Annotated in this window: 18 protein-coding genes; 10 read left to right on the top strand and 8 right to left on the bottom strand. The window is 52.2% G+C overall.

Features of this window, described 5'->3' with window-relative positions; translation table 11 throughout:
* The first annotated feature begins 104 nt into the window (after positions 1-104).
* From XYCOK13_RS15260 to XYCOK13_RS15225, 8 genes are all read left to right on the top strand, one after another.
* Positions 105-962, top strand: coding sequence for a sulfurtransferase (locus XYCOK13_RS15260; protein WP_213413038.1), 858 nt, complete (start codon positions 105-107; stop codon positions 960-962).
* Between the two features lie 190 nt (positions 963-1,152).
* A complete protein-coding gene (locus tag XYCOK13_RS15255; protein WP_280520908.1) occupies positions 1,153-1,485 on the top strand; it encodes an ArsR/SmtB family transcription factor in 333 nt (110 codons plus the stop codon).
* Between the two features lie 29 nt (positions 1,486-1,514).
* A complete protein-coding gene (locus XYCOK13_RS15250; RefSeq protein WP_213413037.1) occupies positions 1,515-2,003 on the top strand; it encodes an SRPBCC family protein in 489 nt (162 codons plus the stop codon).
* Complete coding sequence (locus XYCOK13_RS15245; protein WP_213413035.1) at positions 2,000-2,389, top strand: DoxX family protein; 390 nt, start codon at positions 2,000-2,002, stop codon at positions 2,387-2,389. Before XYCOK13_RS15250 ends, XYCOK13_RS15245 begins: the two co-directional genes overlap by 4 nt.
* Before the next feature lie 32 nt (positions 2,390-2,421).
* Positions 2,422-2,988: a dihydrofolate reductase family protein gene (locus XYCOK13_RS15240; RefSeq protein ID WP_213413033.1), complete on the top strand. Its 567-nt coding sequence runs from the start codon at positions 2,422-2,424 to the stop codon at positions 2,986-2,988.
* Positions 2,989-3,352: 364 nt separating this feature from the next.
* Positions 3,353-3,721 carry a GntR family transcriptional regulator gene (locus tag XYCOK13_RS15235; protein WP_213413032.1) on the top strand — a complete coding sequence of 123 codons (369 nt, stop codon included), beginning with the start codon at positions 3,353-3,355 and terminating at the stop codon, positions 3,719-3,721.
* Positions 3,718-4,605 carry an ABC transporter ATP-binding protein gene (locus XYCOK13_RS15230; RefSeq protein WP_308443030.1) on the top strand — a complete coding sequence of 296 codons (888 nt, stop codon included), beginning with the start codon at positions 3,718-3,720 and terminating at the stop codon, positions 4,603-4,605. The genes XYCOK13_RS15235 and XYCOK13_RS15230 overlap by 4 nt, the downstream gene beginning before the upstream one ends.
* On the top strand, positions 4,602-5,306 hold the full coding sequence (locus XYCOK13_RS15225) for a hypothetical protein (protein ID WP_213413031.1): 705 nt from the start codon (positions 4,602-4,604) through the stop codon (positions 5,304-5,306). Before XYCOK13_RS15230 ends, XYCOK13_RS15225 begins: the two co-directional genes overlap by 4 nt.
* Positions 5,307-5,372: 66 nt before the next feature.
* Here XYCOK13_RS15225 and XYCOK13_RS15220 read toward each other — a convergent pair whose 3' ends face one another.
* The 8 genes from XYCOK13_RS15220 to XYCOK13_RS15185 form a co-directional block, all read right to left on the bottom strand.
* Positions 5,373-7,694: a copper amine oxidase N-terminal domain-containing protein gene (locus XYCOK13_RS15220; protein WP_213413030.1), complete on the bottom strand. Its 2,322-nt coding sequence runs from the start codon at positions 7,692-7,694 to the stop codon at positions 5,373-5,375.
* 382 nt (positions 7,695-8,076) lie between these two features.
* Positions 8,077-9,099, bottom strand: a complete 1,023-nt coding sequence (locus tag XYCOK13_RS15215) for an aldo/keto reductase (RefSeq protein WP_213413029.1) — start codon at positions 9,097-9,099, stop codon at positions 8,077-8,079.
* 84 nt (positions 9,100-9,183) lie between these two features.
* The gene (locus XYCOK13_RS15210) at positions 9,184-9,690 is read right to left on the bottom strand and encodes a DUF4178 domain-containing protein (RefSeq protein WP_213413028.1); all 507 of its coding nucleotides are present in this window, start codon (positions 9,688-9,690) and stop codon (positions 9,184-9,186) included.
* Positions 9,691-9,710: 20 nt separating this feature from the next.
* Positions 9,711-10,100 carry a DUF350 domain-containing protein gene (locus XYCOK13_RS15205; RefSeq protein ID WP_213413027.1) on the bottom strand — a complete coding sequence of 130 codons (390 nt, stop codon included), beginning with the start codon at positions 10,098-10,100 and terminating at the stop codon, positions 9,711-9,713.
* The gene (locus XYCOK13_RS15200) at positions 10,097-10,771 is read right to left on the bottom strand and encodes a hypothetical protein (RefSeq protein ID WP_213413026.1); all 675 of its coding nucleotides are present in this window, start codon (positions 10,769-10,771) and stop codon (positions 10,097-10,099) included. The genes XYCOK13_RS15205 and XYCOK13_RS15200 overlap by 4 nt, the downstream gene beginning before the upstream one ends.
* Positions 10,768-11,961 carry a glutathionylspermidine synthase family protein gene (locus XYCOK13_RS15195; protein WP_213413025.1) on the bottom strand — a complete coding sequence of 398 codons (1,194 nt, stop codon included), beginning with the start codon at positions 11,959-11,961 and terminating at the stop codon, positions 10,768-10,770. The genes XYCOK13_RS15200 and XYCOK13_RS15195 overlap by 4 nt, the downstream gene beginning before the upstream one ends.
* A gap of 6 nt (positions 11,962-11,967) precedes the next feature.
* Complete coding sequence (locus XYCOK13_RS15190; protein WP_213413024.1) at positions 11,968-12,630, bottom strand: hypothetical protein; 663 nt, start codon at positions 12,628-12,630, stop codon at positions 11,968-11,970.
* A gap of 20 nt (positions 12,631-12,650) precedes the next feature.
* A complete protein-coding gene (locus tag XYCOK13_RS15185; RefSeq protein ID WP_213413023.1) occupies positions 12,651-12,887 on the bottom strand; it encodes a hypothetical protein in 237 nt (78 codons plus the stop codon).
* Positions 12,888-13,031: 144 nt separating this feature from the next.
* Between XYCOK13_RS15185 and XYCOK13_RS15180 the strand changes: the two genes are divergently transcribed.
* Positions 13,032-14,468: a polysaccharide deacetylase family protein gene (locus XYCOK13_RS15180; protein WP_213413021.1), complete on the top strand. Its 1,437-nt coding sequence runs from the start codon at positions 13,032-13,034 to the stop codon at positions 14,466-14,468.
* Between the two features lie 108 nt (positions 14,469-14,576).
* Entirely contained in the window at positions 14,577-14,711 is a 135-nt protein-coding gene (locus XYCOK13_RS22160) for a hypothetical protein (protein WP_280520907.1), read from the top strand.
* Positions 14,712-14,867 lie beyond the last annotated feature (156 nt).

Here is a 14,867-nt window from a genome sequence, read left to right as displayed (position 1 = left end):
ACTGCGTCCGATCAGGCAAACTATCTCCCTCCTCTTATTCATGGTACAATAAGACAATCGGAAGTATGACTACATCGTGAAGATCCGGTCAAGGAGGAATATCCATGAACCCCGTTGTCAGTAAGCGTTGGCTGCTTGCCCGACTGTATGAACCCGATCTCGTCATTGCGGACTGCCGCTTTGACCTGGCGAATCCCCTTGCGGGACGCCAAGCATACGCGGCTTCGCGCATTCCCGGCGCCCGGTATTTTGATCTTGAAGCCGATCTCTCCGCACCGGTTGAACAGCATGGCGGACGTCATCCATTGCCGTCGCCCGAGGCCTTGATCGCAACATTCAGCCAAGCAGGAATCAGTACAGATACCAGAGTAGTGGCATATGACGATCAAGGCGGCGCTATGGCCACACGATTGTGGTGGCTGCTCCACTATATGGGCCATGATCGCGTCTATGTGCTGGATGGAGGATTGGCCGGTTGGAAGCAAGAGGGATTCCCTATAGAAGAAGGAAATCCGGCGGTTGTCATCCCGGCTCGCTTTGAAGGGAACCCGCAGCCTGAATGGCTCGCCTCTATGCCGGAAGTCCAAGCAGCAGCCGCTCAAGCGCTGGCTGGCGAGCAAACGGAAACAGTGCTGCTCGATTCGCGGGAGCACAAGCGCTTCCTCGGGGAGGAGGAGCCGATCGATCCGGTCGCTGGACATATTCCCGGCGCCCTCCACTATTTCTGGAAGGATAATTTGAATGAGCGGGGGCAATGGAGGTCCGTCCAAGAACTGGAGGATCGCTTCCATGCACTGCCGAAGGACCGCGAAATAATCGTCTATTGCGGATCGGGCGTGACCGCATGCCCGAATGTGCTGGCATTGAAGCAAGCAGGATTTGAACGGGTCCGCCTGTACGCGGGCAGCTGGAGCGACTGGATCAGCTGTCCGGGGAATCCGATTGCGACAGGAGAAGAGTAAGCCGAGGACCGCGTCGGACGCGGAATTAAGGGCCGCGACAGGTTATGAGCCAATGACCTGTTGCGGCCCTCTTTTGGCTTATATAAGTTTCCTTTAATGGAAATTTCCTTTACAGGAAACTTCCTTCGTGATATATTGATCCAGAGAATCAAACACGATCAGATTTCAAGATCAGAAAGGAGGCAGATCCTTGAATGCGGCTACATTGAGTGCGCTTGCCGAACCTAACCGAATGAACATCATGGAGCTGTTGCGGGACAATGGAGCCCTCACGCTCGGGGAAATCGCGGAGCAGCTTGGGCTTCGATTGCCCCAGTCATCCAAGCATCTCCGGGTGCTGACTGACGCCGAGCTCGTTGACGTGCAGGCCGTAGCGAATCGGAGGATTTTCAAAGTGCGCAAAGAGCGGTTCGCTGAGTTGGAAAGGTGGGTTCAATCGTTCCAGGAAGCCAAGGAGGAGCAATTCACCCGGTTGGACGCTCTTCTCAGCAAAGTGCAAGAAGAACAGGGTGACCCAAATTGATATTGTTAATCCAAAGAGGTGAATGAAACATGTCAAAGACCACGATCATTGCTGAACCGAACAAACAGGAAATCATCATCAGCCGAACGTTCGAAGCTCCCTGCGAGCTCGTTTTCCAAATGTGGACGGATCCCGCTTATATTCCCGAATGGTGGGGGCCCAGCTTCATGACGACGACCGTAGAAAGCCTGGATGCCAAAAATGGCGGTATGTGGAGGTTCATCCATAGAGATCCGAACGGAAAAGAGTACGCTCATCGCGGGGTGTTTCACGAAGTGGCATCGCCGAACCGGCTTATCCAGACACACGAGCTTGAGTTTGTTCCCACTGTCGGGTTGATCACAGTAACGTTCGAAGAAGCGGGAGCAGGAAGAACGAAGATGACGGAAACGTCTCTCTACCCGTCGGTCGAAATCCGTGATGAATTGCTTCGGTCCGGCTTGACCGAAGGAATGGACGAGCTCTTGGATCGATTCGCCTCCTTGCTGGATATGCATTCTCAACGGAGCTTGCCATGAAGTGGTTCGTTCGCATCGTGCAAGGACTATTAGCTGCCGTCTTTCTTATGAACGGGCTAATGAAGGTATTCGTGAGCAGCGAGGAAATCCGGACTCTCTATACGGAGCCGCTCGGATACGGGGTCGGATTTATGCGCATGATCGGCGTATTGGAGCTACTAGCCGGCATTGGTTTGATCGCGGGATTCCGTTGGCCAAGGTTCGCGCTCCTCTCCTCAGCCGTTATCGTGATGATCATGACCGGGGCCGTCATATCCTTATTGGCCTTGGGACAAGGAGCCCTTATCGCAACATTTCCTTTTGTCATGCTCGCGCTCGCGCTTGCTGTGCTTTTCATAGCAGGGAGGCCTCTATTGCCGCACTATCGTCAGAAGGAGAAAATATGAGTCGAGAAATTGCTCGGAAGGATGATGAATCGATGGCAAAAGTGATTTTCGGTATGACCATGTCACTGGATGGGTTCATTAATGACGCGAACGGCAGAATGGGCTTACTGTACCCGAATTTGAAGGAGCTTGGTGAAACGGACATGATGCAAGAGGCGATTCGCACAACCGGAGCGGTAGTTATGGGGCGCAGAACCTTTGCAATGGCCAGCGATCCTGATGCTTACGCCGATCACTATGAGTTTCAAGTACCCATCTTTGTGATCACTAAGCAAGCGCCCGAGAGAAAACCAAAAGAAAATGGCCGAATCCGATTTGCGTTCGTAGATACAGTCGAAGCTGCCATTCAGCAAGCCAAACAAGCCGCTGGGGATAAAAACGTAACGGTTGTGGGCGGACCGAGCGTGGGGCGGCAATTGTTAAAAGCCGGACTCGTGGATGAATTGGAAATTGGCATTATGCCTATCTTGCTTGGTGAGGGGAAGCGGCTTTTCGAGTTCATGGAGGGCATGCAAATCGTGCTCAAAAAAACAAAAGTCGTTGAAACGGGCCAGCGCACTGACATATGGTTTACCGTTCAACAGTCATGCGAATGTTGAATTGGCCGCCGTACAAAGGGAATTCGGTGGCGACGGGATAAGAATAAGAACCGAAGAGCCTGCGTAAGTCGCAGGTTAGAGGGTTGTGACAGGTCAGGAACTTATTTACCTGTTGCAGCCCACTTTGTTTTTTCAGTTGCGTATTGTTTTCTACAGGCTCCATCGAATTTGTAGGGACAGCTGCCGAATTCAGGGGGCCCCAGAGCGGCAAACAACCGCTCTGGTTTTTTTTATTTCTCAGCAATGGATTTCGAATATCTGAATTGTAAATGGGGCAAATATCATGTTGACATCAAGGTTCTTTTGTTATACGGTTAGTTACATAAGTAATGAACCACATAAGGTGGTGAGAGGGAGTGACCTTATGTTTGATGATAAAAGCCCGATTTACCTCCAAATCGCGGCGCAAATCAAAGAACAGATCCTTCACGGTGAGTTGAAGGAAGACGAACAAGTGATGTCGACCAATCAGTATGCGTCTTTTTATCGGATCAATCCAGCAACTGCAGCGAAAGGATTTCAGCAATTAACGGACGATCAAATTTTATACAAAAAGCGAGGGATCGGGATGTTTGTAAGTCCGGGAGCTAGAGAACGCATCGTATCGGACCGGCGGGAGCGTTTTTTTCAAGAGAAGGTCGACGCCATGCTGGAGGAAGCCGCTGCGATCGGTATACCGTGGAATGAATTGATTGACTATATGAAGAAACGGGAAGGAGAGAATTCACAATGAGTGCGCCAGATATAACGATTGAACAGATGAACCTGAAGTATGATTCCTTTCCTGCGCTTCAGGATATTAATTTGAAATTGGAAGGAAATAAAATTTATGCTCTTTTAGGGCGGAATGGATCGGGGAAAACGAGTCTGTTGTCTGTATTGTCTTCCTTTCGCCCGGCATCCAGCGGGAGTGTAAAGGTGGGCGGAGAAGAAGTGTTTGACAATGAGGAAGCTACTCTTCAGATTTGTTTTATTCGAGATGAAGGAAATGTGTATGAAGAGGAAAATGCAAAGAAAGCACTAGCATTCGCATCCAAGTTTCGTCCGAACTGGGATGCAGCTTATGCAGATCAGCTGATGGAGAAATTTAAGCTGCCTTACAACAAAAAGGTAAGCTCGTTTTCACGAGGGATGAAGTCGGCAATGGGCGCTGTGATTGGCTTGGCCAGCCGAGCTCCAATCACCATTTTCGATGAAGCGTATTTGGGCATGGATGCGCCCTCACGTTATGCGTTTTATGAGGAAATACTGCGGGATTATATGGAGCATCCCCGTACGATTATTTTGTCTACTCACTTGATTGAAGAAGTGGAGTCCTTGTTCGAGGAAGTGGTAATCCTGGATCAGGGAAAAATACTCCTTCATGAAAAAGTGGATGAGTTCCGTGATAAAGGTGTTGCCGTCACCGGATCAGCCGATCGTGTAGACGAGATTTCCATAAACATGAAGGTGCTGAGCGAAAAAAGATTGGGTCCAACGAAATCCGTTACACTTTTTGGTGAGCTTGACCGGGAAACAAAACAAAAAATCAGTCACTATCAACTGGAAACCGGTCCGGTTGGCTTGCAGGATTTATTTATCCATTTCACGAGCAAAAAGGAAGGCGATGAATCATGACGAACAAATTGTTCAAGCATTTTTGGGAAAGCAATTGGACTATCTATGTATGGTTTTGGGCAATTTTGTGCTTGATGGTCATTGGCGGATGGGTGCTACAAGTCACCTTTTTGGGGGAATGGATCCGGCTGCGGGATGACATCGATGCCCTGCCGTTTGGTTTTTGGTCTTACTTGGATCAGGCTCCAAAATGGTTTTTGTTTGTGAACGGTATTTTGTTTACAACGATCGTGATGCCTGCATTGATTAAGCACGGGATCTCCCGCAGATCATTTTTTCATGCAAGCTTGCGAAAAGGGCTAACCGTTTCTGTTTTGTTTGTTGCCATTCTGATCATTGCCAATTTATTAGAATTTGGCGTTGCCCGATGGTTGGGCGAAACCTTAATCTTCCGCTTCTCCGCCCAGGATGTCTGGGTGAATCCGGTTTTTAATGCTGTGAAACTATATTTGGACATGCTTCTGATATTTATTGCAGGCTGGTTGGTCGGACTGAGTTTTTACCATAAGGGCTGGCTGCGGGGGATTGTATACAGCATCGTCGCGCTCGCGCCATTTTTCCTCATCCATTTCATTGGTCAGTCCGAGAACGTTCACGTTGCCGCCCTGGGAAGCGCGGCGATGATTGCAGCATACGTTGTCTCGACAGTACTCCTTTGTCTATGGGCTCGCCGAATGGTTAGCAGAGTAGCTGTTCGTTAATTTCCCAACCAAAAAAGGAGAAATGTCCATGAAAAATCATGGACATTTCTCCTGCAAATGTTCCGGTTAATTCGAAATCAGCGTAATCTCATTCGATGGCAGGGACAGACTGTTCACTGTTGCCGTCCTTCCGTCCGCTATGGAGAGAATGAAGACGCGGTAAGGAATTCCCCCGCGCAGCGCATTGCCATCCACATCCGTTGCGGAAGCTGGCAGCGTCACTGCGAGATTGCCGCCGGTTTTGCTGACTGTAGTATAGCGCGATGCCGGTACTGCATTAGCTGCTGCCAAATTAAAATTGCTCGCGTTAGCAGCAGGAACAACCATGACGGCATAATAAGCGATCTGCTGTTCATTGCCGGCTTTGGTGAAGTTGACCGTCAGACCCAGCTGACCGCCTGGGGCGCTAGTATCCTGCACGTTGGTGATTGTAGCTGCTTGAACGCCCGCTTCGGTAAGCACGACATCGGCCGATGGCGCGGACAGCGCGTTGGACATGTTGGTACGGCTTTCCGCCACCGCAAGGACGAATACCTTATACGGAATGCCCCGAACTAACGGATTGCCTTGCACGTCTCTAACCGACTGCGGCAGCGCTCTGCGAATATCGCCTCTCTGCTTCGCCACCGAAGTATAATTCGCGGAGGTGACTTGGTTGGCCGAAGCCAGATTGAAAGCATGAGACTGACTGGCAGGCACCAGCATGATCCGATATTCGGAAACGGCTGCTTCATTCGGAGAACGGGTGAACGAAACTTCCAGATCGCGGCCGTCTCCGAAATGATTGACAATATGGCCCGCTACATGGCTCGGAGCCCCCAGCGCATTGTCTGACAAGGTGATAGACGCGGAGGCATGGGACAAGGCGTTGCCTCCGGCATTGTTGCCCGTGTTCACAGACAAAACGAACACTTGGTAACTGACGCCGCTGCGGATAGCCGCTCCGTCTACGTCTCGGGCGTCAGGCGGCAGAGCCTGGCTCAGATGATTGCCAGTTTTAGCGACATAGGTAAAGTTTCCTGGGGACACGGCATTGGCTGCTGCCAGATTAAATCTTGAAGCGTTGGCCGATTTCACCACCAGAATGCGGTAATGGCTGAGTTGAGATTCATCCGGGATTTTGTTGAACGAAACCAATAGATCGCGGCCGTCGCCATAATCGCTAATATCGTTCACTTGCAAATTGCTAACGGCATTAACCCTGACGTTGTTGGATAAGGTGATTTCCGACGAAGCGGAGGACAGCGCGTTCGCATGGCTGCTGCGGCTGTTGCCGACAGCCATAACAAACAGGCGATACGCTTGGCCGTTCACAATGGCATCCCCCTGCACGTCCCGCATTGTGGAAGGCAACGTCTGACTGATATTGCCGCCGGTCTTGGCGATGCGGTGGTAACGGGCTGATCCGACTTTATTCGCTTCGCTGAGATTGAAGTTGCGGGCATGCTGCGATTTCACAACGAAGACGCGGTATTCCTCTACTTTGGACTCGTCAGCCGACTTGTTGAAGCCGATCAAGAGATCGCGGGCATCGCCGTAGTCGCTGACGTCCTTGACGGTTACGTTGGTCGGCGCCTTCACAGCAGGAAGGTTGATGGTCACCGCAGAACTGGATGGAGACAGCTCCATGCGGTATAATCCGTTGTTGTTGCCGACGGTAAGCACGAAGACGGTATAGGATTGCCCGCTTTTGATCACTTCCCCATCGACGTCGCGGGTATTTTCCGTTAAGGTTACCGTTTGATTGCGTCCGTTCGGCCTGACAGCCGTGAAGTTGCGGGACAACACATTTTCCGCCTTGGCACTGGTAAATTGGCGCGCCGCAGAAGATTTGACCACCAGAATCCGATAGTGGTCAATGACGGATTCGTCTGCCGCACGATTGAAGCGAACTTCGAGATCGCGGCCGTCGCCATACTGCGCATTGGCTTTCACCTGAAGGCCGGATACTGCGACAACCGGCTTCGTTGTAATGGTTACCGTTTGGGCAGCAGCGTTCCACGTTACTTCTTCTCCCAATGCTTCGCTAACAAACCGCACGGGCACGACTGTGCGGTCGTTGACGGTCCTTGCCGGCACATCCAAATACACGGTTTCGTTGTTGATCGTCGCCGTCGTGGAATGAATCGTGAGCGATACCGTCGTGTTTCCTTTCCGCGCAGTGACGCGCTGTTCCTGCTGGTTCCAATTTACTTGAGCGTTCAACGCTTCGAATATGGCGCGCAAAGGCACCATTGCGCGGTTCTGAATCAACACCGGGCTTTGATCGGTTGCCAATTCCACGCCGTTGATGAGAATTTTAATTTGCGAAGCCGCTTGACTCTGTGCCTGAAAGAAAACCGATGACAACATTAGGCATGCTACGAACATAAACGCCAGCTTTTTCACATAACTTCCTCCCTCGATTGATAAGGAACTATAATGATGGTTATGTATGGTTGACGCTCCAAGAATGAGAAAAGTTGCTTGTTTTCAGTCGGGAGAACAAAATATTTTTTTGGCGCCAACAACCTAGTAAGAGGTGTTCAGTTTTACTGCCGAGATCAATCAACCATCGCGAAATGTCATGCAGAAGATCGGGATGCGCCTTGACCGCTTCTTCGACCATCCCAACGTGCAGATTGGCAGCCCCTTAAGAAGACATATGCTCTATCATGTAACGCCGAATCAGTTCCCGGCTTCCTCTGGCGCATACAAACAGCCCCCGAAAATAAACGGAAGCGCAAGGCGTGTCCGTTTACTTTTACGGGGGCCAGTCGAAGAGCTCGAATCAAGATTGGGCATACTCCATCGCGGAGCGCTGTATGACAGACTGCATCGGGAGATGATAGGGGCATTTCTCCTCGCACAGCGGCTTTTCCTTGCATGGCTCATAGTCCGCGCATGCCTGCATCTTCTCCAGATGGTTCTCAAAGAAGGATTGGCCTTTCGGCAGCAATCCGAGAGCGCGTGTTGCTTCGCTGGAAATCATCACGTCCGGAATCTTGATTTCCAGCGGACAGGAGCAGTAGTTGCAGCGGCGGCAATTGTGTGCGCCCATCTCCCGCGCAAGCTGCTCGAGCTCGGCCTTTTCATCCGCATCCACATCCCGCTCCATGGCCGCGATATTTTCCTTCACTTCGTCCACACTCGTCATCCCGGAAATCAATGTATGGATGTTCTGGCTGTACGGATACCGGATCGCCTTATCAATCGGCTGAATAAATCCGCCGGACAGCGGCTTCATCGCAGTACGACCCATATTCAGCTTGTCTGCCATCGGAATGAGCTCATCCAGCGCAAACGGCTGGGCCAAGTTCAGATGGAAGAGCACTTGTTCGAATTTGCCGCCGGAAATCCACTTGGCCAGCAGCTCAGGGCGATGGCCGGTAATGCCGACATGCCGCACTTTGCCTTCCCGCTTCATCTCCATGACCGCTTCATATGCGCCGCCCTCATCCATCACCTGCTTGATCTCATGCGGATAATTCACATAATGGATTTGCAGCAGATCAATATAATCGGTCTTCATTCGAATCAAACTGCGTTCGATCTCTTCTTTCGCCGACTGGTAATCTCTTTTATTCGTCTTAGTCGCAAGAAAAAACTCATCGCGGCGATGCGAGATGCTGTTGCCGATGATCTCTTCGCTGTTGCGATAGCCTGCAGCTGTGTCAATGTAGTTGATGCCATGATCCAGCGCATAATTCAATGCCTCCTTCGCCTGCTCAAACGGGACGCCAGGCAAATTCATCGCACCAAATCCAAGCGAGGACACCTTGTAGCGAATATTTCCAAACGAATGGTATTTCATGGACATTCCTTCCTCCCATGCTCGTTGATCTGCTAGTTCAAGCGCTAAGTGCCGCATCAAGGATGAACGCCAGAGGGAACGGCATTAGCTGCCGCCAAATAAATGAACATCGCTGGGCAGGATGCGCTCCCCTTGATACAGCATGAACCGGCCTTGCATCCATTCAATCCGCAGCAGCTGCCGATCATCGGACTGAAACCGCCATACGTGCATTTCCCCTGCTGCCGTAAAAGGGGTTCGTCCGGTTACGGTTTGCCAAACGGTATATTCTTCCTCCAAGTAATAGCTCACATCATCGAGTTCAATCGTTGACGGTACTTCACTGTACTGATCCAGCCTCCCGTCAATCTCCTCATACAGGATGCAGTCGGGCGCTTCTCTCTGCTCGACATACAGATACTTGATGGCTGCGCCGTCCTTTAATGTGATCATCGCTTCTCTTCGGCCAGATCCCGACATTTTGCCGATCACTTCGTACATGGCGAGCGATACCTCAAGCGCATCGCCCGGCATGCAATCCATCACCGTTTTTTCTCTTCTCGGCGGTTCCGGACGGCGCATCATGCCTTTCAGTCGATTCCAGATACTCATCGTAGCTCGTCACCTTTCATCTAGACAATTAAGCTGGACACAGCGAAGGCGATGCCAACATACACAAACGCCAGCAGCGCGGCTACTGCGGTGTTGCCCTTCTGCAAATTTTCCGAGAGCTTGATGCCTGGCGTTGCCCAATCAAATACCCAATACGTAGCGATCAAGCACACGTATCCGACAAAAAACCACATGCCCATATGAAGAATGGAGGCGTTCGTGTAAGCGGCTACTCCAAGTATAATAGCCGTCGCCAAAAATTTGCCGCCGAGGGCAACGCCAACAGCCGTATTGCCCTTGCGCAATTCCTCCAAATCATTGAAAGGCGTCATTATCGAGAACAAGAACATGCCGGTCAGCTGCAAAATCACAATCGCCAGCACACTGATGAACAAATTGACAACAATCATTCCGCCCACCCCCTGAATTTGGCCATGGCCATATCGTAATCTTCGTAATCGTGCACTTCCTCCAGCTGCACTTTGACACGCTCCTGCGACTTCAGAGCTTCATAACGGTCCGTATCGATCGGCTGCTTGATATCGTGGCCGGATGGCAGCGTCACCACGGCGAACTGCCGAAACTCCCCTTCATGCTCGGTCTTATAAACACCGACGAGATCGACCTCGGTCTCCAGCAACACCTTGAGATTCGCCAAATCTTCCTCAGCCGCTTCCTGTGTCGTGTAAGACTTGATCATTTTCCATTCGGACAAGGTAACCTGATTGCGCCCATCCTCATTCATGCGCATCGTTGCGCTCATATGTTCCAATACCCATACTTTGTCACCCGTGGCGAAATGATTGTCATTGGGCAGCAGCTCATTATTCGGAAGCAGCACCATATCCCCGCCAATGATATCGCCGACTTCCCGCTCTGCAATGCGATAATCCCAAGGGACTACGCTTGCCGAGGAAACGGCGTTTTCTGTTGGTACGGCAGAAGCGCTGCCTCCGCTCAGCGGGGAATTCGCCGTTTGCAGCACATCGGGCGCCGTGTCCGAATTCTTGCCGATGATGAATAGAACAACCAGTATGATGCCACCAATGACCAGCAACTGCCCTAATCTGCCTTGCTTCATTTCTCCTTCACCCCTATTGCTATAAAATGGCTCGCGTTGCCCGTAATCAGTCCACCCGCTCTTCCCAACAGTCCCGATGGCTGTCCGTTAAGCATGAACATGCCTGCCAGCAGATGATAATCGCCGTTGTATAATTTGACCGGGTGCAGCTCGGCGCGCTGCTGGTATATCGGCGGAAACCAGACACTTGTGTCGTATCCATCCCGATCCTCGGTTTCCAGCTGCCCTTTCTCATCATAGAGCTTGACGGACCCGCCTTCGCGGCCAAACATGGATTTGCTGACATAGGAATGCTCCAATACAGGCTGATCGTACGTCGGCAGCATATAGCGGTTTATTATTGCATGCTCCTCCCGGGTAAACAGTCCGCTCATGAGTTCATGCAGTCCCCAAATCAGCGCCTGAAGCCCCTTCGATTGCAGCAATATTGCATGAACCGGGTTGAACAGCTGCAGTTTCCCGCTTTCCAGTGCGAAAGCAAGCGCCTCGCCGCCGTCATCTACCGCCATCCATTCTTTAGGATACAAGGCGAACAAGCTGTGAATCGGCATGCCTGCCGCATCCTTCAGTTGACCTTCATCCACCCACAGTTCCAGACAGTCCAGGCAGCGGACAGGCAATCCGCTGTGCCGCACCAGCATTTCAATCGTCCCTGTGTCCTCAGCGTGTTCCCCATATGCCATGCATGCCGCAACCTCAGGTCTCTCCGCCTGCCACGCTTCCGCAATTCGTGCCTTCATGCCATCATTAGCACTCATGACCCCATACTGCCTGCACATCCAAGGAGTCACCACGCTGGCTTCCACATACCCTGTCGGCGTATCTGCGTTCAGCTCCAGCAAGCGAATGTCTCCTGCCGGCGATATGGCGAAATCAAAACGCGCGTAACGGCTGATCAACCCCTCCGGTCCCGGCTCAAGGACGTCCAGTGCATCCCACAACACTTCAGGTACGGCCAGCAGCTCATACAAGTCCCTGCGCCCGACAACGAATCTTGCCGCCTTGTCAAAAATCGTCCACAGTGCACCAGCCGCATTCCGCAACTCTTCATATAAGGACGCGGGCATGACAGCAAGCTGGTCCACCCAGTACGCTTCGTTACCCAGATCTGCCCAAGTAAAGCCCATCGCAGCCAGCTTCTCCACACGCTCCCGGCGATTCGGCCGCGGCTCGCCCACAATCTCGATCATGACACGTCAGCCTCCGAAGGAGGAGCTTTTGCTGCTGGAACTGAAGCTGCTGGATTTCCCGCCTATTCCGCCGGGGGAGGAGGAAGTTGCCTTGGCCGAACTGCTGCTGGCGCTTCCCCTTCTTGTAATGGAACCGGTGGAATCAGTCGTTTTCGGCCGAACCGTAGATCCCGCTGTCGGCTTGTTCTGGAAGCTTCCGCTTTCGAATGTTTTTGGCCGGTAAGGCTCATTCGTCCGCGGGTTGTAAACCGGTCGGGAATCCGACCAGCTGCGGCTGGAGTAGGACCTGCCGCTGTTGAAGATCAAGTGATACAACAGCAAGTCGTCCCAGCCAAAGCCATTATGCACAATAACGGGGGCAGAACCGCCGCCTGTGCCTCCTGCCGCTTCTTCGCCGGACCCGTCCAGCGGCCCCTCTTCGAAATCTGCTCCCTCAGCCGGCAGTCTGATTGGCAAATTCCAATCTATCTCTGGATCATAATACTCTTTCACCGCTTCCGTAGACCATTCGACCAGCACGGGGCCAGCGTCTGGATTCGTTGTTTCCGCTCGCGCCGGCGGCATCAGCAATAAATTTGCCGCCAATGCCACGCCAAGCGAAGTAGAAAGCACTCGCAACGGCTTGCCCTGATAAGTCCAATGCTCGAGCAGTGATTTGCGCTCCGTCATGTTCCGCTTCCCCTTTCCCGTCAGTCTGCTTCTGTTTTGTTCGTCTCGCGATCCTCTATAACTGCTGCCACCAATATTTCCAGCAGTCCGGAATTGACATTCAATCGGCCTTCCAGCATCTCATATTCCTGTCCGTCGACCAACAAGTAATTGGCATGGTCCAGCGCAGATATTTGTGTGTCGTTCCATATTGCCTCATGAATCGTTTTCATTTCCCCGGACAGTTTCTTCTCCACAATAGCAATTTTCACGCTCATCGGAAACCCCTTTCGACAAAAAAAATAGTTACTTTTCATACGTAATCCAGCAAAAAATGTTTCATGAAGTCTTGAAGCAACTGGAACCGCACATACCCGGTAAGCTATGATGAAGGTATTAGCCCGCATGGGAGGAGGAGAGTCTTGAAAGCCTTGCTCTTGATCCTTGTCATCGTCTATGTGGCCGGTTACTGCTTGATACCATACCTGTATTCCCGCGTCCTCAGCCCTTGTTTTGGGTGGCGCTTTCCTTCCGCTCGCTTTGCGCGAACCGTGTACAGTCTGCTTTCCGGCAGGCGAGCTGTGGCGCTGACCTTCGATGACGGCCCGGACCCGGTTTATACTCCGAAGCTGCTGGATTTGCTTGCCGCCAATCACATTTCCGCCACCTTCTTCGTAGTGGGGCAGCGGGCTTCCAGGCACCCTGACCTGATCCGAAGAATCGCTGCTGAAGGGCATGAAATCGGCATCCATAACTACAGGCATTGGCCCAATTGGCTGCTGGCTCCTTGGTCGGTTGACCGTCACCTTCAACGGACCGCATCCATGATTCATGAACAGACCGGGCGATGGCCGAAGCTCTACAGACCTCCGTGGGGATTGCTTAACCTCGCCGACCTGTTTCGTTCCCGCTACCGCCATGTGCTGTGGTCCGTTATGGTCAACGATTGGCGCGCGAAGGCGGAGACAGTGACCGCCATGCAGCGCCAATTATCGCAGCATGTTGCCGACGGGTCGATCATTGTGCTTCACGATTGCGGCAGCACCTTCGGCGCCCGTCCGGATGCGCCCCGCTATATGCTGGAAGCGCTGGAAGGCTGGCTTCGGATCAACCGAAACAAGTGGACCTTCGTGACGCTCAGTGAAGGCATTGCGCTGGATGCCGATCGGCAGAGCGGCGAAGGGGGGGCTCCGGCTGTCCCCTGCTCCCGAACGCAAGCCGTACAACCTCGACCGAAATCATCTGCGCGGCGGCGCATTCGTTCCGCGTTTGCAGCAGCGTGGCTGACATGGGACAGCCTGGTTTTGCACCTGCTGCGCATTTGCCCGATCGACTCAGAGCAACCGTTCATCCAGGCTCGTGTCCGTCCGTACACGGGCAAGCAAGCGCTCCGGCTGGACGACGGAACCGAAGTCCGAAAGGGCGATTACATTGCGGAAATTCATCTGAACAATCGGATGATCTATTCGATCAGTCAAGCCTATCCTTCGATGATGCAGCTGATCGTGGCCCTGCTTCGCCGCTTCCAGCCTGGACTTCCGCGGCTGGCTGCCTATATTCGCAAGCATCCGAAAGCTGCGAGGATCAAGGCTGTGTACGGCGTCAGCTTGCTCCACCAGCCGGCGGAGCGGTTCGGCTTTACCGTATTGGCACTGCCTGATGGTCTGTTCATGCGCATGACCCGTTGGTATTTGCGGCTCGTGCAGCGACTGCTACAGCCAGGTCGTCCCCGGCTGCGGCGCAGCAGAGAGCGACTGGAGCCGAAGATCATGGCGATGTCCTCAAATAAGCTGCTGCATCTATATCCGGATAAGAAGCCCGGCGAATTCCGGCAACCGCAGACAAAGCAGAAGGAATGAGCGAATAGAGTGCTTGAAATCGAAGTTTCGCGGCAACATGCAGTTGCCCCCATTTATTTATATTCCACCGCTTCGCTTGGCAAGCTAACAGCATCGGAGGTGAGACGTATGAACATCATGGACGGCATGGACGCAGCCCGCTTCAAATCAGGGAATCCGGACAATCCTGACAAACAGCGCAAGGCCAAGAAGAACGAAAAAGCGATCAAAGACCTCGTTCAACGGGACTTCAATAACCGTTAGGACAACGCCTGCGATTCGTGAAGCATCGCAGGCGGCCATACTCTTGGCTGCTTGATAACAATCGTTAAGGAATCATGCATAGAACTGTAGGCAGCATAGCCTATTAAAATGAGGTATCTATAGAGAAGTGAAAAAGTGTCAATAGTCTGTGAAAAT

Source organism: Xylanibacillus composti, from assembly GCF_018403685.1.
Classification (GTDB): domain Bacteria; phylum Bacillota; class Bacilli; order Paenibacillales; family K13; genus Xylanibacillus; species Xylanibacillus composti.
The sequence above is the reverse complement of the archived record's forward strand: the minus strand, read 5'-3'. Positions and strand labels throughout refer to the sequence as shown.